Annotated in this window: 20 protein-coding genes and 1 tRNA gene; 12 read left to right on the top strand and 9 right to left on the bottom strand. The window is 60.0% G+C overall.

Annotated features, from left to right (window positions below; all coding sequences use genetic code 11):
• The first annotated feature begins 66 nt into the window (after positions 1–66).
• Positions 67–2,205: a sodium-translocating pyrophosphatase gene (locus tag GVK95_RS18370; RefSeq protein ID WP_159952156.1), complete on the top strand. Its 2,139-nt coding sequence runs from the start codon at positions 67–69 to the stop codon at positions 2,203–2,205.
• Between the two features lie 76 nt (positions 2,206–2,281).
• Here the strand turns inward: GVK95_RS18370 and GVK95_RS18365 are convergent, their stop codons facing one another.
• A complete protein-coding gene (locus GVK95_RS18365) occupies positions 2,282–2,788 on the bottom strand; it encodes an outer membrane protein assembly factor BamE (RefSeq protein WP_007600013.1) in 507 nt (168 codons plus the stop codon).
• A gap of 260 nt (positions 2,789–3,048) precedes the next feature.
• Between GVK95_RS18365 and GVK95_RS18360 the strand changes: the two genes are divergently transcribed.
• From GVK95_RS18360 to GVK95_RS18320, 9 genes are all read left to right on the top strand, one after another.
• The gene (locus tag GVK95_RS18360; RefSeq protein WP_159952287.1) at positions 3,049–3,606 is read left to right on the top strand and encodes a ubiquinol-cytochrome C chaperone family protein; all 558 of its coding nucleotides are present in this window, start codon (positions 3,049–3,051) and stop codon (positions 3,604–3,606) included.
• A 1-nt stretch (position 3,607) separates the two neighbouring features.
• Positions 3,608–4,168, top strand: coding sequence for a DUF177 domain-containing protein (locus GVK95_RS18355; RefSeq protein ID WP_007600011.1), 561 nt, complete (start codon positions 3,608–3,610; stop codon positions 4,166–4,168).
• Between the two features lie 100 nt (positions 4,169–4,268).
• Positions 4,269–5,315, top strand: coding sequence for a phosphate acyltransferase PlsX (plsX, locus tag GVK95_RS18350; RefSeq protein ID WP_159952155.1), 1,047 nt, complete (start codon positions 4,269–4,271; stop codon positions 5,313–5,315).
• A gap of 19 nt (positions 5,316–5,334) precedes the next feature.
• The gene (locus GVK95_RS18345) at positions 5,335–6,306 is read left to right on the top strand and encodes a beta-ketoacyl-ACP synthase III (RefSeq protein WP_159952154.1); all 972 of its coding nucleotides are present in this window, start codon (positions 5,335–5,337) and stop codon (positions 6,304–6,306) included.
• A gap of 104 nt (positions 6,307–6,410) precedes the next feature.
• Complete coding sequence (locus GVK95_RS18340; RefSeq protein ID WP_007600004.1) at positions 6,411–6,749, top strand: integration host factor subunit alpha; 339 nt, start codon at positions 6,411–6,413, stop codon at positions 6,747–6,749.
• A 124-nt stretch (positions 6,750–6,873) separates the two neighbouring features.
• Positions 6,874–7,410 (top strand): MerR family transcriptional regulator, encoded by a 537-nt coding sequence (locus GVK95_RS18335; RefSeq protein ID WP_159952286.1) that lies wholly within the window; start codon positions 6,874–6,876, stop codon positions 7,408–7,410.
• A 97-nt stretch (positions 7,411–7,507) separates the two neighbouring features.
• Positions 7,508–7,903: a hypothetical protein gene (locus tag GVK95_RS18330; RefSeq protein WP_159952153.1), complete on the top strand. Its 396-nt coding sequence runs from the start codon at positions 7,508–7,510 to the stop codon at positions 7,901–7,903.
• Positions 7,904–8,017: 114 nt separating this feature from the next.
• Positions 8,018–8,094, top strand: a tRNA-Pro gene (locus tag GVK95_RS18325).
• A gap of 153 nt (positions 8,095–8,247) precedes the next feature.
• Complete coding sequence (locus GVK95_RS18320) at positions 8,248–9,273, top strand: PHB depolymerase family esterase (RefSeq protein ID WP_159952152.1); 1,026 nt, start codon at positions 8,248–8,250, stop codon at positions 9,271–9,273.
• Between the two features lie 15 nt (positions 9,274–9,288).
• On the opposite strand, the gene GVK95_RS25065 is transcribed toward GVK95_RS18320, so the two are convergent.
• The 6 genes from GVK95_RS25065 to GVK95_RS18295 all read right to left on the bottom strand — a co-directional run bounded on the left by GVK95_RS25065 (position 9,289) and on the right by GVK95_RS18295 (position 14,516).
• The gene (locus GVK95_RS25065) at positions 9,289–9,438 is read right to left on the bottom strand and encodes a hypothetical protein (RefSeq protein ID WP_007598321.1); all 150 of its coding nucleotides are present in this window, start codon (positions 9,436–9,438) and stop codon (positions 9,289–9,291) included.
• 71 nt (positions 9,439–9,509) lie between these two features.
• Positions 9,510–9,806 carry a hypothetical protein gene (locus tag GVK95_RS18315; protein WP_159952151.1) on the bottom strand — a complete coding sequence of 99 codons (297 nt, stop codon included), beginning with the start codon at positions 9,804–9,806 and terminating at the stop codon, positions 9,510–9,512.
• Between the two features lie 69 nt (positions 9,807–9,875).
• Entirely contained in the window at positions 9,876–11,120 is a 1,245-nt protein-coding gene (locus GVK95_RS18310; protein ID WP_159952150.1) for an O-antigen ligase family protein, read from the bottom strand.
• A complete protein-coding gene (locus GVK95_RS18305) occupies positions 11,117–12,676 on the bottom strand; it encodes an undecaprenyl-phosphate glucose phosphotransferase (RefSeq protein WP_159952149.1) in 1,560 nt (519 codons plus the stop codon). The genes GVK95_RS18310 and GVK95_RS18305 overlap by 4 nt, the downstream gene beginning before the upstream one ends.
• 118 nt (positions 12,677–12,794) lie before the next feature.
• On the bottom strand, positions 12,795–13,937 hold the full coding sequence (locus GVK95_RS18300) for a glycosyltransferase family 4 protein (RefSeq protein ID WP_159952148.1): 1,143 nt from the start codon (positions 13,935–13,937) through the stop codon (positions 12,795–12,797).
• 3 nt (positions 13,938–13,940) lie between these two features.
• A complete protein-coding gene (locus GVK95_RS18295) occupies positions 13,941–14,516 on the bottom strand; it encodes a polysaccharide biosynthesis/export family protein (RefSeq protein ID WP_159952147.1) in 576 nt (191 codons plus the stop codon).
• 187 nt (positions 14,517–14,703) lie between these two features.
• Here GVK95_RS18295 and GVK95_RS18290 point away from each other — a divergent pair, with 187 nt between their 5' ends.
• On the top strand, positions 14,704–16,926 hold the full coding sequence (locus tag GVK95_RS18290) for an exopolysaccharide transport family protein (protein WP_159952146.1): 2,223 nt from the start codon (positions 14,704–14,706) through the stop codon (positions 16,924–16,926).
• Between the two features lie 12 nt (positions 16,927–16,938).
• Here GVK95_RS18290 and GVK95_RS18285 read toward each other — a convergent pair whose 3' ends face one another.
• Both GVK95_RS18285 and GVK95_RS18280 read right to left on the bottom strand, forming a co-directional pair.
• Positions 16,939–18,135 carry a GNAT family N-acetyltransferase gene (locus tag GVK95_RS18285; protein WP_244618813.1) on the bottom strand — a complete coding sequence of 399 codons (1,197 nt, stop codon included), beginning with the start codon at positions 18,133–18,135 and terminating at the stop codon, positions 16,939–16,941.
• A gap of 188 nt (positions 18,136–18,323) precedes the next feature.
• Positions 18,324–18,533 carry a DUF2842 domain-containing protein gene (locus GVK95_RS18280; protein ID WP_159952145.1) on the bottom strand — a complete coding sequence of 70 codons (210 nt, stop codon included), beginning with the start codon at positions 18,531–18,533 and terminating at the stop codon, positions 18,324–18,326.
• Between the two features lie 148 nt (positions 18,534–18,681).
• Here GVK95_RS18280 and GVK95_RS18275 point away from each other — a divergent pair, with 148 nt between their 5' ends.
• Positions 18,682–19,785, top strand: a complete 1,104-nt coding sequence (locus GVK95_RS18275; RefSeq protein WP_159952144.1) for a COX15/CtaA family protein — start codon at positions 18,682–18,684, stop codon at positions 19,783–19,785.
• Positions 19,786–19,886 lie beyond the last annotated feature (101 nt).

The raw sequence follows: 19,886 nt of genomic DNA, 5'->3' as shown, positions 1-19,886 counted from the left end.
GGCCTTGAGTCTGCGTGACACCGCCCGCGAAGAGTGAGGCGCGGGCAATACGGGAGGGTATTGCGAATGACGGTTCTTTTAGGCGTAATTTTATGCGGGTTTTTGTCGGTGGTCTACGCTGTCTGGGCGACGCGCTCAGTGCTGGCGGCTGACCAGGGCAATGCCCGAATGCAGGAAATCGCAGGCTATATTCGCGAAGGTGCGCAGGCCTATCTCGCTCGCCAATACCTGACCATCGCGATCGTCGGTGCCGTGGTTTTTGTCGCCACATGGTTCCTTTTGTCCGGCACGGCCGCCATCGGCTTCCTGGTCGGTGCCGTCCTGTCGGGTGCTGCCGGCTTTATCGGCATGCATGTCTCTGTCCGCGCCAATGTGCGAACGGCGCAGGCGTCGTCGCATAGCCTGGCTGCCGGTCTCGACATTGCTTTCAAGTCCGGTGCCATCACCGGCATGCTGGTCGCCGGTCTCGCACTACTCGGTGTCTCGATCTATTTCTACATTCTGACGGCGATGCTCGGCCATGAAAGCGGCTCACGCGAGGTTATCGACTCGCTTGTCGCGCTTGGCTTTGGGGCATCGTTGATCTCCATCTTCGCCCGTCTCGGCGGCGGTATCTTCACCAAGGGGGCCGATGTCGGCGGAGACCTCGTCGGCAAGGTCGAGGCCGGTATTCCCGAAGACGATCCGCGCAATCCGGCAACCATTGCCGACAATGTCGGCGACAATGTCGGCGACTGCGCCGGCATGGCAGCCGACCTGTTCGAGACCTATGCCGTCTCGGTCGTGGCAACCATGGTTCTGGCCGCGATCTTCTTCGCCGGTTCGGCAGCGCTTGAGATCACCATGATCTATCCGCTCGCTATTTGCGGCGCCTGCATCATCACCTCTATCGTCGGCACATTCTTCGTCAAGCTCGGCACCAATGGTTCGATCATGGGTGCGCTTTACAAGGGCCTGATCGTCACCGGCCTGCTGTCGATCGGCGGCCTGGCGCTCGCCACGTCTCTGACGATCGGTTGGGGTTCGATCGGCACCGTTGCCGGCATGGACGTCACCGGCCTCAACCTGTTCTTCTGCGGCATCCTCGGGCTGGTCGTCACGGCGCTGATCGTGGTGATCACCGAATATTATACCGGCACCAACAAGCGCCCGGTCAATTCGATCGCCCAAGCATCGGTCACCGGCCATGGCACCAACGTCATCCAGGGCCTTGCCGTGTCGCTGGAATCGACGGCCCTGCCGGCGATCGTCATCGTCGGCGGCATCATTGCCACCTACCAGCTCGCCGGCCTGTTCGGCACGGCAATCGCGGTCACCACCATGATTGGTCTTGCCGGCATGATCGTCGCGCTCGACGCCTTTGGACCGGTCACCGACAATGCCGGCGGCATTGCCGAAATGGCTGGCCTGCCACCGGAAGTCCGCAAGTCGACCGATGCGCTCGATGCCGTGGGCAATACCACCAAGGCCGTGACCAAGGGTTATGCGATCGGCTCGGCCGGTCTCGGCGCCCTGGTGCTCTTTGCCGCCTATTCGAACGACCTGCAGTATTTTGCCGCCAACAGCGCCCAGTATCCCTACTTTGCCGATATGGGCGCGATTTCGTTCGATCTGTCGAACCCTTACGTCGTCGCCGGCCTGATCTTCGGCGGCCTCATTCCCTATCTCTTCGGTGGCATCGCCATGACGGCCGTCGGTCGTGCGGCCGGTTCGATCGTCGAGGAAGTCCGCCGTCAGTTTCGCGAAAAGCCGGGCATCATGCAGGGCACCGAGAAGCCGGACTATGGCCGCGCCGTCGATATCCTGACGCGCGCCGCCATCCGCGAGATGATCATCCCGTCGCTGCTGCCGGTGCTGGCGCCTCTGGTCGTCTATTTCGGTGTGTTGCTGATTTCCGGCTCCAAGGCTTCGGCTTTTGCCGCCCTCGGCGCCTCGCTGCTCGGCGTCATCGTCAATGGCCTGTTCGTGGCAATCTCCATGACGTCAGGCGGCGGAGCCTGGGACAATGCCAAGAAGAGCTTCGAGGATGGTTTCATCGACAAGGATGGCGTGAAGCATCTCAAGGGCTCAGATGCCCACAAGGCATCCGTCACCGGTGACACCGTCGGCGATCCCTACAAGGATACGGCAGGTCCTGCCGTCAACCCGGCCATCAAGATCACCAATATCGTGGCCCTGTTGCTGCTGGCTGTGCTGGCAGGCTGATCGACGCCGCAGACAAAAAGAAAACCGCGGAATGCTCTTCCGCGGTTTTCTGTATTCCGAGATATGCGGGGTAGGCTTACATGCCGTCCATGCCGCCGCCGCCAAGCACGTTCTTGATGCTGTTGGCCGCGCTGCCGCCGCCCGAAAGCAGCTGCTGGATGAAGGTGAGGTCCTTGCCGCCGGTCGGCGTGGTGCGCGAGATCGAATCGAAGACCTTGCCATCCTGCAGCGTGTAGTTGGCGAGCTGCGTGACAATGCCATCCTTGTCGAAATAGATCGCCAGGATCTGTTGCTCGACCAGCTTCTGCTTCATGAAGGCAACCGAGCGGGTCCGCTTCTGCGAGATATAGTAGAAGACCTCGCCCTCGAAGGTCGCCGTGGTCGATGGCGTACCGAGCGACAGCAGAACCTGTTCGCGGCTTGAGCCGACAGGAACGAGGTCGAGTGCTGCCTGATCAACCACATAGCCGTTGTGGAAGACTTCGGAGGTTTGGCAACCGGAAAGGCCGCTGATGGCGAGCGCCACGGCGAGGGCCGTAGAGCTCAGAACCTTGCTGTCCGATCTGAAAATCCGAATTTCCACGCACGTCTCCCATGACTGTCGATGACACCCTTGAGTGCCGCATCGCTTCTGCGCATAGCATTGTGGCCTTTCCGGGGAAAAGGCGCGGCCAACACCATGGTATTCCGCACTTTTCAGCGCCAGTCTGCCGCAGGATGCGGCAACCGGGCTCTAGAACGGCATTGCAATTCACGTCTGCTTCGGTAAACCAGCTTTCGCAATCATGCAACACGACCACGCGCGGGCCGACCCGTTCGGCAGGCTCTTTTTGGTGGAATTGGATGGTATTCGGCTTCTTCCGGAAGAAAAGAAACAACAGGGCAATTGTCGAGCGCCAATACGCTGCGCTGACATCGGCTGCGCGTGCGCCGGCCTTCTATCTCGACATGCAGGTTCCAGACACGGTCATGGGCCGGTTCGAGATGCTGTCGATCATGTTGATTCTGTATTTCCGCCGCACGGCAAAGTCCGATCGCAGTGGGCAGGAGATCGCGCAGGAGATCATCGATGCCTTTTTCGAGGACGTCGATCACTCCATTCGCGAGCTGGGTGTCGGCGACCAGGGTGTGCCGAAACGAATGAAGAAACTGGCCAGCATGTATTATGGCCGGCTTGAGTCCTACGCCGCAGCCCTCGACGGCAATGACAGCGCAGCACTCGAGGCAGCCCTTCGTCGCAACCTGCATCCGGAGGCCGGCGATGCTGCCCCATCCATGCAGTCCCTGGCGGATTGGATGTTTACCGCAGAGCGCGCACTGTCCGGCATTGAAGAGGCGTCGATTGAAACGGGACAGACCCGTATCGCCGTTCCCGCCGCGTCGACCGAAGGATTGAATTGATATGAGTACGAACAAGCCCGGTGATGCTGTGGCCTTCAGCTATCTGGTCAAGGTCGGCCATGTGTCGGCAAACCCCGTGCGGGTTCGCCTTTCCGCCGATGAGCGTGAACGGCGCGCCCTGGCCGATGTCTGGAATATCGAAGGCGTCAACAGCCTGACCGCCGAACTCCAGATTGCCCGGTGGAAGAGGGACGGCGTGCGCATCAAGGGCCAGGTCTCGGGCGAAATCGTCCAGGCTTGCATCGTGACGCTGGAGCCGGTGGTCTCGACGATCGAGCAGGAAATCGACCAGATCTTCGTGCCGGAAGGCTCCAAGCTTGCCCGCATCGTCGCAGATGGCGTCGGCGAGATGGTGCTTGATCCGGATGGCCCGGACCTGCCGGAAACCTTTGTCGGCGATACGATTGACGCTGGTGAACTGGTCGCCGAATTTGCCGCGCTCGGCATTGATCCCTATCCGAAAAAACCGGGCGCCGAGTTTGCTGCGCATATCGAGAGCGCCGACGAAGAAGACCGTAAGCCTTCGCCTTTCGCCGTGTTGAAAGACTGGAAAAAGGACTGATCAGGCCCCATCTGCTCCCATGGGTGGGTTGTGCATGGACACAAAAGCGGTATTTTGGCCGAAATTTCGCTAGGCAGCGAAGAAGAAGGGTCGGGTTTCAGTGATCAGAATTTCTCTCGACGTCATGGGCGGCGACTTCGGTCCCGAAGTCGTCATACCCGGTGCTGCCAAGGCGCTTGATCGTCACCCGGACGTTACCTTCATCCTTTATGGGCAGCAGGAGCGGTGCTTGCCGATTCTGGCGCGGTATCCGAAGCTTCAGGCGAAATCGGTCTTCCACCACTGTGAAGTCTCTGTCGGCATGGACGAAAAGCCGAGCCAGGCGCTGCGTCGCGGCCGCTATATCTCCAGCATGTGGCGCTCGATCGAGGCGGTAAAGACCGGGCAGGCCGATGTGGTCGTTTCGGCCGGCAATACCGGTGCCCTGATGGCCATGGCCAAGTTCTGCCTGCGCACGATGGCGACCATCGAACGTCCGGCCATCGCGGCAATCTGGCCCACGCTCTCCGGCGAAAGCATCGTTCTGGATGTCGGTGCGACGATTGGTGCGGATGCCCAGCAATTGCTTGATTTCGCCCTTATGGGAGGCGCCATGGCACGCGCATTGTTCGAAATCGAGCGTCCCCTTGTCGGTCTGCTGAATGTCGGCGTCGAGGAGATCAAGGGACAGGAAGAAGTGAAGGAGGCCGGTCGCCTGATCCGCGAGGCGGGGCTCGACACGATTGATTATTTCGGCTTCGTCGAAGGCGATGATCTTGGCAAGGGCACGGTCGATGTCGTGGTAACTGAGGGTTTTACCGGCAATATCGCCTTGAAGACCGCCGAGGGCACCGCGCGACAGATCGCCGAATATCTTCGCGCGGCCATGTCGAGGACACTGGTGGCCAAGCTCGGCTATCTGCTGGCCAAGGGCGCCTTTGACCGCCTGCGCGACAAGATGGACCCGCGCAAGGTCAATGGCGGCGTGTTCCTCGGTCTGAACGGCATCGTCATCAAGAGCCATGGCGGCACCGACGCGGAAGGCTTTGCAGCAGCCATCGACGTCGGCTATGACATGGCCCGGAACGGTCTGACGCAAAAGATCGAAAACGATTTGAAAAAATATCATGCCCGGCACCCGTCTCCAGCGGGCCCCGAAGCCGCATGAACACTAGGTAGGAAACATAATGATTCGTTCTGTTGTTCGCGGTTTCGGAGCGTCGCTCCCGAAGCGGGTGATGACCAATGGCGAGCTTGAAGATTTGGTCGAGACGTCTGACGAATGGATCGTGCAGCGCACGGGCATTCGCCAGCGTTACATCGCCGGTGAGGGTGAGACCACTGCATCGCTGGGTGCCGCTGCCGCACAGGCGGCACTTGATCGCGCTGGCCTGACCTCGGCCGATATCGACCTCATCATCTGTGCCACCTCCACGCCGGACAACACGTTCCCGGCAACGGCGGTGAACATCCAGAACCGTCTGGGCATGCACCACGGCTTCGCCTTCGACGTGCAGGCGGTCTGTTCGGGTTTCATCTACGCGCTGTCGACCGCCGACCTCTACATCCGCGGTGGCATGGCCAAGCGTGTCCTCGTGATCGGCGCGGAAACATTCTCCCGCATCCTCGACTGGCATGACCGCACCACCTGCGTTCTCTTCGGCGACGGCGCTGGCGCCATTGTGCTGGAAGCGGCGGAAGGGGTGGGGTCGACTGCGGACCGCGGTGTGCTGACCGCCAATCTGCGCTCGGATGGCGTCCATCGTGAAAAGCTCTATGTCGATGGCGGTCCGTCGACAACCGGTACCGTCGGCCATCTGCGCATGGAGGGCCGCGAGGTCTTCAAGCATGCCGTTGGCATGATCACCGATGTGATCGAGGCAGCGTTTCATGCCACCGGCACGACCGCCGACGATATCGACTGGCTGGTTCCCCACCAGGCCAACAAGCGCATCATCGACGCTTCTGCGAAGAAATTGGGCATCCCGTCCGAGAAGGTCGTGATCACGGTTGATCTTCACGGCAACACCTCGGCGGCCTCGATACCACTCGCACTGGCAACGGCGGCCGGTGACGGACGCATCAAGCAGGGCGACCTCGTGATGCTCGAAGCGATGGGCGGCGGCTTCACCTGGGGCGCCGTCATGCTGCGCTGGTAGGCCAATGCCAAAAAATGCGCATCAACAAGCGCTTGACCGTCGCCGTTAAGGACAATAGTCTTTACGGAATTCAACAAGATCATTGATTTAGGCGGGCGAGAACTATGGCCGGGAAGACAGTGACGCGTGCGGATTTGGCTGAATCGGTCTTCCGGAAAGTAGGACTGTCACGCACCGAATCGGCTGAGCTTGTCGAAACGGTGATCGACGAAATCTGCAATGCGATCGTGCGCGGCGAAATGGTCAAGCTTTCGTCCTTTGCCACCTTTCAGGTGCGCAGCAAGAACGAGCGTATCGGTCGCAATCCGAAGACCGGCGAGGAGGTTCCGATCTCCCCACGCCGCGTTATGACCTTCAAGGCGTCGAACGTCCTGAAACAGCGTATCCTGCGTGCCCATATTTCCCGCAAGGCCAAGCAGAAGCCGGCTAATCCGGCCGCCTGAACAAAAAGCGGCGCTGTATTTTGCCCGCAATCACGCAACGGTTGAGGCCGTTGCGACAAAATATTGAAATGCGCAGCGATGTGCGCGGCGAAGAGCCCGGCGCATGAGGAGCGGTGAAATGCAATTGGACAAGAGCCCTGATGCTTTCCGCACCATCAGCGAAGTGGCTGATGATCTCGATCTGCCGCAGCATGTATTGCGTTTCTGGGAAACCCGCTTTCCCCAGATCAAGCCGCTGAAGCGCGGTGGTGGCCGGCGATACTACCGTCCCGATGATGTCGAGTTGCTGAAGGGCATCCGCAACCTGCTCTACGATCAGGGGTATACGATCAAGGGCGTGCAGAAGCTTCTAAAGACCAATGGCAACAAGTTTGTCATGGCTGTCGCGACCGGTGACGTCGCAACTATGGAAGCACTGGTTGCCGCAAGTGCTGCCAAGGGCGATGACCCCAAGCTTGGCGGTGGTCTGGACGAGGATCAACTCGTCGGCCGTCCGAAGATCCGCGCAAGCGGTCGCTTCTTCGGCTTTGGCAGCGGCAGCGACGATGCGTCGGAAATCAGCGTCGGCAAGGGCGCGATCGGCAAGGAAGACCGCGCACTGCTGCAGGAGGCGCTGTTCGACCTGCTCGAATGCAAGCGGCTGCTCGATCAGGTAAGATAAAGGCGCCGTGATCAGGTGAGCGGCCGTTCGCTGGCGCGCGATGGAACATCCCCGTCCTTTCCTCGTTTACGATCTTTATCGTCACATGCGAGGAACCATGAAATTCACCCTTTTCGCTGCAACTCTCCTTGCCTCTTCGGGTCTCGTTGCTCCGGTCTTTGCCCAGTCCCCCGGGCCGGCACCGAAGACGGTTGAAGAGGCCTGCATATTTGTTGCGAAGAGCATGCTCATGGTGAAGGACCTGAAAATCGGCGTGGTCCAGTCCTTCCCCGAACTGAGCCCGCCGGGTGCCAGGCTCACATATTCGACCAACCTGGATGCGAAAGACACCGAGGTTGACGAGGAGATCGAATGCCAGTTCGATCCGGACTCCCAACCGCTCAAGGTGACGCGATTCTGCATGGACAGCACATGTTACGCGATCGACAGCGAGGATCAGGAGGATCGCCGCCGTCTGCTCGAGGTCCAGGCCCTGATGGCCAGACTGAAGTGAAGAGCGGGCTAAGCAGAATTGAGGAGCGGGAATATGATTTTTTCTGCTCTTTCAGAGTTTCCCCTTGCACCGCTCCGACTGACTGTCTAAAGGAAACTTGCCTTTATGGCGGGTCGGGGCGTAGCGCAGCCCGGTAGCGCACTTGACTGGGGGTCAAGGGGTCGTCGGTTCAAATCCGGCCGCCCCGACCATTTAATCCTTGATATCCCAGTAGTTTTCCAATTCATCCACAGACAGAAGTACGGGCTCTGCCCGTCAGGTTAAACTTTTCTCATCTCCGATCCTATGTTTGCTGCAATGCAGCATTATATGCGATATAGAGACTGACAGAGAGTGAGAGCCTGATGCGCTTCAAGATCCCTATGCCGCTATCATCGATTCTGCGGGAGCAGCGCAAGTGGGGCAAGAAACTCACTGCCGCGATGCGTACGCTGCCGACGGTTGATGTGCCCAAGCCTGCGCGTGTGAAGCCTGCGCGTGCGCGGGCAAGCCGTTCGGGGCTGTTGGAGGTTCATTCCTTCGGCCACAATCCGGGCCGGCTGCGCATGCTGGAATTCGTACCCTCCGCCAAAACAGAGCGCGGTGCGCTTGTGGTCGTGTTGCACGGTTGCCTGCAGACCGCTCAAGGGTTCGACCACGCCAGCGGCTGGAGCCGGATGGCGCGAGAAAAGGGCTTTGTCCTGCTTTATCCGGAGCAAACCAAGCAGAACAACCAGAACCTCTGTTTCAACTGGTTCCGTCCAAGCGCCGTTGCCAGGGATCGCGGCGAGTTGATGTCGATCCGCCAGATGATCGAGCATTCAGCCGATCGTCACGGTATCGCGCCGGATCGCATTTTTATCCAGGGTCTGTCGGCAGGCGGTGCAATGACCGCCGCCTTGCTGTCCACCTATCCGGATCTGTTCGCAGCAGGCCAGATCGTCGGCGGTCTGCCTTATGGCGCTGCCCGCGACGCGATGACGGCTCTGTCGGTGATGAAATCGGGTGCCAACCGCAGTGCGGCCGACTGGGGTGATCTGATCCGGCAGGTTCGCCCGGACACACAGGCGCAGCCGGCGGTATCGATATGGCACGGCAGTGCCGACCATGTGGTTGCCCCGGTCAATGCACGCGCGAGCCTTGCCCAGTGGCTTGATCTGTATGGTCTGGAGGAACAGGACGGGGTCGAAGTGGTGACGGCCACCGGCAAGTCGCTCGTCTGGAAGGATCGACAGGGCAGGGTGCTGGTCGAGTTCCGCATGATTGACGGGCTTGACCATGGGCTGCCGATTACCCGACGGGCCGGCACGACCGAGCGCCAGCCTTACATGCTTGAGGGCGCCATCAGCGCCCCCGTGCAGTTCTATCGAAGCTTCATCAAGCCGGTGTAGAACACCGCATATCGATCAGTTCTCTTCCACCGAAACGCCATTTTCCCCGATGCGAAGTTCCACGCCCTGTGGCTTGCTTTCCTCGCGGTAGACGTAGGCACCAAGGCCGACCACGGCCACGACGAGTGCACCGATGATGAGGTAGAGACCGTTGCTTCGATTCATGAATTTCTCCTGTCTGTGTCGTTCAGGCAGGTAAGCGATGGAACAATGTTTTGTTCCATGAAACGGCAAAATTAATCGTCGTTGGTGGCGTTGAGGTTTTCCGGGCGGATGCCATCGACCTCGTGCGGACGGCGGGAAAGGCGGATGCCTTCGCCCCCTTCACCACCTTGCCCGGCGTCGAGGAATGCAATGCCCATCTCTTCCAGCGCTTCCCGGAGCTGTGCATAGGCATCCGGGCCGGCATCATAGGCGCGCTCGGTTTCGATCTGCAGGATCTGGAGCGCCGAAACGCCACTGGCTGCCGACAGCTTGTCTATCGTCAGGTCGATAAGGGCGCGGGCGGCGCGGATTTGAGCAGCTGAGATCATGACAGAGAATATGGCGCAGATGGCGCAGGAATCAAATCTTCTCTGAGATTATTGATCACCGCAACGCGATCAGGCTGCGTCTTGCCGGATCTGCCGCTGATGGCGCCATTCCAGCGCGCCACATCCCCAGACGATGCCGAGAACGAGATAGAAATGCCGCCAGTGATCGGTGTCGATGACATTGCCGATCAGCATGTGTCCAACCAGTACGATCCAGGACATCATCAGATACGGCTGCCACGGCCGGTCGCGCAGCAGGTATCGGAAGCCCATCCAGAAGGTCAACAGGATCATCGTCACATAGGACACGAAGCCGAGCCAGCCATAGGTCATCAGCGACTTCAGCCATATATTGTGTTCGTCTTCCGGGAAGATCTTGCTGAACATCATCGGACCGATACCGAATGGCCGCTCCATCGCCATTTCGAAGCCGAGCCGGTGGCGGGCGAAGCGGCCGAGATGCCCCCCATCATAGTCCTGAACCAGTTGGGTACGGGCAAGGAAGAGGTCGCGAACCTTTTCGAACTGCAGGGCAATGACCAGCGCAAGCACGATCATCGCGACGGCTGCAAGCGACAGCATCAGGATCTTCAGGCGGAACGCATTGGTGCGTTCCTTGAGGAGCATGATGAAGACAAGCGCCAGCGCCGAAAACAGGAACAGGCCCCAGGCCGCGCGGGAAAATGAGAGGAAGACGGCAAAGGCGATGATCAATATGCCGATAATGCGCAAGGGGGCATCAACCAGACGCCCGGTCAGCAGGCCATACATCAGGTAAAGCGTCGGCGCGACCAGAAACGGCCCGAACACGTTCGGATCCTGGAAGGCGCCCATGGCTCGGTCGTAGCGGGTAAAGATCTCGGCGCCCGGAAAGGCATGGAAATAGCCAAGGATGCCGAGCATGCCGGTGATCACGGCCGCAGCCACCCAGGCCTGGAAGATCAGTTTCAGCCGCTGATGGCGATCTTCGATGATCGCGGCATAGAAGACGGCGGTAATGGCCAGGAAGATCGATACGGCGACATAGAGAACCTGGTCTGTCACGATATCGCGCAGCACGGTCAGCGACAGCATGCCGCCGACATTGAACGTCAGCAGCAGGGCGAGCAGCGGAGCCACGGCGCGCGAGATCTTCAGCCCGAGCAGGAACCACAGCGCCACCTGCACGACCATTAGCATTTCATAGGGGGCCGGTTCGGAGATGACGAAGCCGGACAGGAAGACACCGAAGGCAATCAGCCATGACGCGACGATCTGGACGGCCGCTGCCTGCGGCCTGAAGGGGACCGGCTGGTGGGCGGCAATCGAGGTCAATAGGCGTTTTCCGTATTGAGCAGACGGATCGGGGTCAGGAACAGGATCTTCAGATCGAAAAGCAGCGACCAGTTTTCAATATAGTAGAGGTCATAGGCCGTGCGGAACTTGATCTTGTCGTCGGTATCGATCTCGCCGCGCCATCCGTTGATCTGCGCCCAGCCGGTCACGCCCGGTTTGACGCGGTGACGGGCGAAATAGCCCTCGACGACGTCGCCATAGAGCTTGTCGCGCGTCTGGCCGAGAATGGCATGCGGGCGAGGGCCGACGAGGGACAGGTCACCGCGCAGAACGTTGAAGATCTGCGGCAATTCGTCGATCGACGTCTTGCGGATGACCCGGCCGACGGAGGTGACGCGCGGATCGTTCTTGGTCACCGCATTGCGTGCCGTCGGGTCGCTCATCTCGGTATACATCGACCGGAACTTGAGGACGTTGATGATCTCGTTGTTGAAACCGTGGCGCTTCTGGACAAAGAAGACCGGGCCCTTCGAGTTCAACTTCACGGCAATTGCCGCGCCGATGAACACCGGCCAGAGCAGCGCGAGAGCGAGAAGGCTGAAAAAGATGTCGAATGCCCGTTTCGCCACAGAATCCCAGTCGCGGATCGGCTTGTCGAGAATGTCGAGCAGCGGCACCGCGCCGACATGCGAATAGGCACGCGGGCGAAAGCGCAGATTGTTCGAATGGGCCGCCAGGCGAATATCGACGGGCAATACCCAGAGCATTTTCAGCAGTTGCATGATGCGCGCTTCAGCGCTGAGCGGCAGCGAAATGATCAGCATGTCGATATGGGCGAGCCGGGCGAACTCGACCAGTTCGGCCACCGTTCCCAGCTTCGGATATCCGGCGATCACATCCGGCGAGCGTTGCGCGTTTCGGTCGTCAAAAATGCCGCAAATGCGAATGTCGTTTTCCGGCTGCTGTTCCAGCGCCCGGATCAGGTCCTTGGCCGGCTTGCCGCCGCCGATGATCACGGCACGGCGCTCCATGACGCCGTTGCGCGTCCAGCGACGGATGGCAAAGCCGATCAGGTTGCGTTCAATGAACAGATAGGCCGCACCAAGCAGGAAACATGCCGCCAGCACCATCCGGTAATGGGCGTCGTTGGCGAAGAACAGCAGGTTGACCAATGCGGTCATGGCGACCGCCGCCATCCAGCTGGCCAGCACCCGGCCCATGAACCGCATCGGTGTCCGCAGTATGGAAACATCGTAGCAGTCGGCTGCCTGCATCAGCACCAGAGCCAGCGCCGTACTGACAAAACCGTTGATGGCCGAACTCATGAGGTGGTCGTAGGGCGCCAGCGCGAAGAAAAAGTTGGCCGCAAGCGCGATGGCGAACAGGCTGAAAAATTCGAGAAACCGCAGTTGGCCGATTATGATCGTCGGAGAATAGTTGACGTCACTGTACTGACCGGCGATCTGCCGTGCCAAGGCACTGATTTCCACCGGCTCCGTTGGCCCGCTGGACGTGTCAGGATCTGTGGCCGCCTGGCTCGCCTTCTGGCGCATGGCACCGAGGTCGAATGCGTCTGGCTTATCAACCTTGTTCATTGCTCGCTCTCGCATGTGTGTGCGCGAAGGCTAGCAGCAAGGTCCTAAGAAACGCTTGAGCTTCTAGGGCGAGAACCGAAGATTCTGTGTCGATTTGGCACAGAGGGAACGGCTGCAGTTAAGAGACGATCAAGTGTCTGTGGTAGAGACCCTCGAGTTCCTGCGCCATCACCGATGCGGAAAACCGCGACTGGAACTGGTCTCGTCTTGGCATGGTGTCGCGGCCCCACCCGGGTGTGAGCAGTGCCTTTGCCATGGTGCTGGCCAATGCCGCAGCATTGCCGGGCTCGACCAGCGCCTCGCTGGCTTGTCCCAGAACCTCCGGTATGCCGCCGACGCGTGATGCGATCACGGTTTTTTCGGCGGCCAGGGCCTCCAGCACAATATAGGGCATCGCCTCTGCCCTCGACGGCACGACGATGATTTCTGATTTCGCAAAGGCCTGTTTGACCGGCATGGCGGGCAGCATGGAGACACGGCCCGAAAGCCCGTTCTGCTCCAGCATGCGCTCGTATTTTGCCTTGTCGGGACCGTCTCCGACGACCAGTCCTTTCAGCGGACGACCGACCAGTTTTTCCGCCTGGGCGAAGGCGTCGATGAAGACGTCTGGACCCTTCAGGTCGCGCAGCATGCCGACATAGAGCAAATCCACCCCGTCGGTACCGGTCGGGATCGGCTCGAAATCGCCATCACTGATGCCATTGTAGATGCGCGCGGAATCACAACGGGGTTTGCCGATCTTCGCCTCGTAAGCATTGCGCTCGTAGTCGCAGACGAAGGAAATCGCCTCCGTCATGTGTTCAAGCACCCGCTCGATGGCAAACACGGCCTTGCCGGAGATCTTCGCGCCTGAAAAATGCAGGCTGCCCCCATGGGGCGAATAGAAGCGGGAAACGCGATACTTTTTCACCCGCAGGGCTGAGCCGATGATCCGCGCGAGCACACCGCCTTTGGCGCCGTGTCCATGCAGGATATCCGGCTGCAATTCCTCGATTTTCTTGTAACTTTTGATCAACGCAGAGAGATCGCCGGGACTGATGGACCGGCGAATGGGTATTCGCGTCAGGCCAAGCGAAAGATAGGGGGAGATCTGCTCGAACAGCTTGTCTTCGTGTTCGCTACCGGTGGAACTGTCGCAGACGATGCCAACCTGATGACCCGCACGGCTATGGTATTCGGCAAGATCGCGGACATGGCGGAAAATTCCCCCGATCGGCGACCTGAAACAATGAATGATGCGAAGTGACCCTGTCTGCTGCATAAATCAGAACAGCCGCTCGCGAACATAGACTGTGTCGCCAGCGAGTATGGGATCGGTGATCGGCACGCGGCCGGTCAGGATCTGGCCGTTGATCTTGCGCGTGACATCGACATCCTGCTGGTTCGCACGGCTGGAAAAGCCGCCGGAAACAGCAATGGCATTGAGGATGGTCATGCCCGGCACATAGGCATATTGCCCCGCCTGTCCGACTTCGCCCATGACGAAGATCGAGCGGTACCGGTCGATCTCGATCGTGACGTCTGGATCACGCAGGTAACCCTGTTTGAGTTTCTGCGCCACCGCACCTTCGAGTTGTGTCAGTGAAGAGCCGCGCGCCGGCACCTGGCCGACCAGCGGGAAGGCGATGTAACCGGCCTGATCGACTGTATAGGTGTTGCTGAGGCTGGGCTGCTCGAAAACGGTGACGCGCAAACGGTCGCCACTGTCCAGTCGGTAAGGTTGAATTGTTGCCTCATGAAAGACCTTCGGTGCAGGGCGATAGCCCGCGCAACCTGCCAGTCCTGCCGACAGAACTGCTGCCGCGAGCAACAATATCCCGTTTGTACCAGCCCTTGCCATGCGCCTACGCGCTCCCGATCTTTCAGAATTCGATGCCTCGTTATCAATCGGTTAGGGTTAACACCGGGTAAAGAAATTTGCCGTTTGCTTGCTCTGTCTCGGCCGGCGTGCATGGCGGATGCACATATTAACGGTTGAGTTACCATGTTCCTTTACTTTCGCGCTGAATTTGTACCGGGAGTTGGGCATGTCGAGTTTGGGCAACGGTCATCAGGACGTGGATATCGATCTCGCGCAGCTTTTCCGTGCCGTCTGGTCACGGAAGGGCAGGATCCTTGCCGCGACGGCGCTCACCGGCGCGCTTGCCTTCGTCGGCGCAAGCCTGATGGATCCGACTTACGAGGCCGATGCACGCATTCTGATCGAGCCGCGGCAGCCGACTTTCCTGTCACCAGGTTCCGCCTCGACCACCAGCGAACCACTGTCGGATGAACTCAATATCGTCAGCCAGGTCCAGCTTCTGCAGTCGGTCGATCTGATGAAGCAGGTTGCCCGCGATCTGAAACTCTATGAACGCGAAGAGTTCGATCCCGATACCAGACCATCCGCGATTTCTGACTTTCTCGTGCTGTTCGGGCTGAAGAAGAACCCGCTTGAACTCCCGCCGGAACAAAGAGTGCTGAGGGCGTTCAAGGAAAAGCTGCAGGTCTACCAGGTTGAAAAATCGCGCGTGATCGGCATCGAATTCACCTCGAAGGATCCAGCACTGGCCGCCGCTGTGCCCAACGCGATCATCGATGTCTACCGCCAGCTGCAAAGTGGCGCCAAACTCGACAGCAATTCCGACGCCGCCCGCTGGTTGGAGACCGAGATCGCCAATCTGCGCGAGAAGGTGCGTGATGCCGAGCAGAAGGTCGCCGAATACCGTTCCTCCGCCGGGCTGATGCCGCTGGGCGCCGACTCGTCATCCTTCAGTTCCAAGCAGCTCTCGGATATTTCGTCCGAACTGGCGCGCGTCCGTGGCGAACGTGCCGATGCGGAAGCCAAGGCGCAGAACGTCCTGGCGGCCCTGAAAAGCGGCAGGCCGACCGATACCCTGGATACCGTCGCCGGATCGGAATCGGTCCAGAGGCTGAAGACGACGGAATCACAGATCCGCGGCCAGATCGCCGACCTGTCGACCACGTTGCTGGATGGTCATCCGCAGATGAAGGCGTTGCGCGCGCAGCTTTCCGGCATCCGCGAGCAGATTGCCGCCGAATCGTCCAAGATCGCGGCAAGCCTCGAAAATGACGCAGCGGTTGCGCGTGAGCGTGAAACCCAGTTGATCGCCCAGTTGAACACGGTCAAGGCCGACAGTGCCCGCGCCGGCGAGGACGAAGTGGGCCTGATGGCCCTTGAGCGGGAGGCAACGGCCCAGCGTCAGTTGCTCGAAACCTATCTCGCCCGCTATCGCGAAGCCTCCACCCGTCTCGGTAAGGACGCGAGCCCGGCCGATGCGCGTGTCGTCTCGGGCGCCATCGAGCCTTCCGAGCAGAATTTTCCCAAGGTTATCCCGATCACCATCGTCGCATCTATGGCGACGCTCATCCTGAGTGCGGTTCTGGTGATGATGCTGGAACTCTTCAGCGGTCGCGCCTTGCGCCCGAGCGGCAGCTTGGCAGACAACCGCGAGCGTGACGATAACAGCGAGCCGCAGCTGGTCGACCGGCAGTCTGTTCTGTCGCCGATCCCGGCTGAAACGGCCGCAAGCCAGATCGAAGCGCAAGCCGACGATGATCTGGCCTATCAGATGGAGCAAACCCTTGATTTCCAGCCGGAAAGCCCGGATCGAGATGAACCGGAATACGTGGAAGAACCAGGCGCCCCTGATGACGAAGACGAGTTTTCCGTCTCCGCCGTTGCGACCTATCTCATGGAAGAACAGACCCGGATCGCTTTTGCCATATCGCCATCCGGCGACGACGGCTCCGCGGGTACGGTCCTCCTGGCGCGCGAACTTTCCAGCCGTGGCGTCCGGGTGGTGCTGGTCGACATGACAGGGTCTGCCTGCCCGACGCTGCTGATGGCGTCCGATGCCGATCTGCCGGGCGTTACCGATCTCCTGTGTGGTGACGCAGCCTTTGCCGACACGATCCATCCGGATCGACTGTCCGGTGCCGACATCATCCCGCAGGGAAATTCCGACATTCGCCAGGCCATGCGTGGTGCGGATCGCCTGTCGATGATCGTCGATGCGCTCGCAGATGCCTATGACATGGTCGTGGTCGAATGTGGTCCGGCCAATGCCGACGGCGTTGCACGCCTGAGCCGCAGCGGCACGCATGAAATCATTCTGTCGGCCCCGGAGCCCAATCCGGAAGAGCTGGCCGAAATCATGGCAGCCTTCGAAAGCGCCGGCTATTCGGATCTTGTGTTGATGGCGGCAAGCTTGCCCGGGCCCGATGATCGTGACCGCAACGCGGCTTGATCAGGCGTATGTTCAATCGTCGGCATCCGCGGATTTGCCCGGGGCTGTCGTCGCCTGCGCGCGCAGACGTTGGAGCAGGCCATAGAGATGCGCATTTCCCTTGATCGCCGCCTTGGTTCGCGTCACGCCGCGCTGTGCCAACGCGGCGAGGCGGCCGGTTGATGTCAGTGGCATCAGGATGTCGTGATGCACGGTCTCCTGGGTACACCAGCTTCGCTTGTAATCCTGGTCTCCCACGCCGAAATCAAACAGTGCAGCACCATTGCGACAACTGCGCTCGATCACCAGCCAGAACAGCAATTCACCGGGGCTTGCCTCCGGAACCAGCGTGTCGTCGATGGAGCCGAACTGGCAGATGACATGATCGCCCTTGCGCGAAAGACCGGCAATGGCGGCAATCTTGCCATCGTGTTCACCCTTCAGCCGAATGGCATGCAATTCGAGCGGAACATCCGAGCCACCGCGGTCGAGTTCGAGAAGCAGATGAAAGAAGGCTTGGGTCTCAGGCGCCTGAAACACATTCGGCAGGCCAAAGGCCTTGAACCGGGCAGCCTTCTGGACGAAGAACAGCTCAAGCAGTTCCGCCTTGTCGCGTGCTGATCGTGCCTGGACATGTTCAAAGCCGCCCGCACTCTCCATTTTACGGATCTGCACGCGATATTTCTTGCGCCGCCGCTTGGCATTGAGCGGTGCGATGGTCTGCTCCATGTCCGCGCCCAGCGGCAGCTGGAAAGCATGGTTCTGGTTTTCGACTGTCGCGAGATCGGCAAGAGGATGGCGTTCGCCGCGCCATTCAAGCGGTATGTTGCCGAGGCTGATCAGATCCGCCCGGTCGGACAGCGCTGCGCGCAGAGCGCCCGCGATTTCAGCTGCGATCTCGGCTGACGGCAAGGCGGCAGCTTTCGCGCGGAAATCGGCAGAGAAAATGCCGCTGTTGAAATTGGTGAAGCGCGTGGCGATGAATTGGGCGCAGCGGACCATGTGCAGTCGCTGGATCTCCAGGGGCAGCAGAAACGCCAGCACGCCATCGATGCGACCCTCGACGATGGCGAGAGGATGGCCATGGGTTTTCACCCACGCCGAACACCAGTCATAGCCCTGATGCAGGGAATTGCGCGGATCCGCTTCGAGGAGCCGCCAGTCGCGCTCGACGGTGGACATCGAATTGTGCACGCTGAGCGTCAGACGCAGAGGGGCTGCGTTGGCCACACCGGCCTCCGCTACTGCCGCAGTCCCTGCCGTTGTCTCTGGCCGCAATGCATGCACGCGCTGTCTCCCGTCCCGACCGATACTGGGGAACAGGCTAGTCGCCGATTGGCAATATTCGGTTATCGAGATGGGATTGCGGTGAGCTTGCCGGTGAACGCGGTGAACATCGGGTTAATGCGGCACCCGGCTTACTTCTGGATCGGCCCGGCCATCCACCGGATGATCAGCATGGCCGGCAGGATCCACAACACGCCCGAAAGAGTGAAATAGAGCACGTGTATCCACCACGGCGACGTCGCAAGCATTGCCGTCGCGATCGTCGTTGCAAGCAGCGCATAGACAAGCACCAGGATGATGATCAGAACAGTGCCGATGAATTTGCGCAGTCTGATGGGCATGTCGTATCCTTTTTGCTTCCGTCTGAAACGTCGGTCTGGGCGCGTACTGACGCGACCGCTTGCCGCAAACGGCCGGGGTTGTTTTGCACGCCCAACTGATGCAAATCAACAGTCCAAGCGAGGCAAATCTCGAAAAGAGGATTGACGAATGACAGTTGCGATGAGCGGAGCCGAGGTGGATATCCGCCGGCAAATCAAACGGGTGGAAGCCAATCGGCTGGCGATCCGGATCTGGCTCGGCGTCGTCATTGCAACGCTCTTCTGTCTCGTGCTGGTCGGCGGCGCGACGCGGCTGACCGATTCAGGCCTGTCGATCACCGAGTGGAAGCCGATCCACGGCGCCATCCCTCCGCTTTCCATCACCGAATGGGAGGAGGAATTCCAGCTTTATCAGCGCATTCCGGAATACCAGCAGATCAACCAGGGCATGACGCTGGACGAGTTCAAGACCATTTTCTGGTGGGAATGGGGACATCGTCTTCTGGCGCGCCTGATCGGCTTGGTATTTGCCTTGCCGCTGCTGTTCTTCTGGCTGACCGGTCGCATCGAACGGCAGTTGCGTCTGCCTCTGGTCGGTCTTTTGGCTCTCGGCGGCTTCCAGGGCTTCATCGGCTGGTGGATGGTGTCGTCGGGCCTGAGCGAACGTGTCGATGTCAGCCAGTACCGCCTCGCCACGCACTTGATCATCGCCTGTCTGATTTTCTCCGGCTGTGTCTGGATCATGCGCAGCCTCACCCCGCATAGCAAGGACAGGGCGCCGACCATCGGCTCGCGCCGGTTTGCCGGCATCCTCGTTGCCCTGACGATTTTCCAGATCTATCTCGGCGCCCTGGTCGCCGGTCTGGATGCAGGCTTTTCCTACAACACCTGGCCCCTGATGGACGGGGCGGTGATACCCGGTGACCTGTTCGTCCAGCAGCCATGGTGGATCAACCTGTTCGAAAACCCGAAGACCGTTCAGTTCGTCCACCGGCTCGGCGCGTATCTGCTGTTTGCCGCCGCCTTGCTGCACATGCTGCGGTCGCTCAAGGCCAATGCCGACACCACCCACGCCCGCCGCAGCGTTGTACTGTTTGCCCTCGTGGCCATTCAGGCCGTAATCGGCATCGTCACCCTGGTCACCCAGGTCCCCCTGCATGCCGGCCTCAGCCACCAAGGCGGCGCATTGGTGGTGCTAGCCTTCGCGATCGCCCATTGGCGCGGCTTCTACGGCGAGCTGGTCAAGCCTCTGGTTCTGGAATTCAGGGATTGATGGCCAGCGGCGGCGATGGATCGAACAACGCCTGCCAGAGTAGAAAAAAGCGTCCACCGGACTTTCGATCGGGTGGACGTCATTCAATCGGCGTGTACTTT

This window comes from Rhizobium sp. 18065, assembly GCF_902706095.1.
GTDB lineage: Bacteria > Pseudomonadota > Alphaproteobacteria > Rhizobiales > Rhizobiaceae > Allorhizobium.
This window is presented reverse-complemented; position numbering and strand designations above follow the sequence as displayed.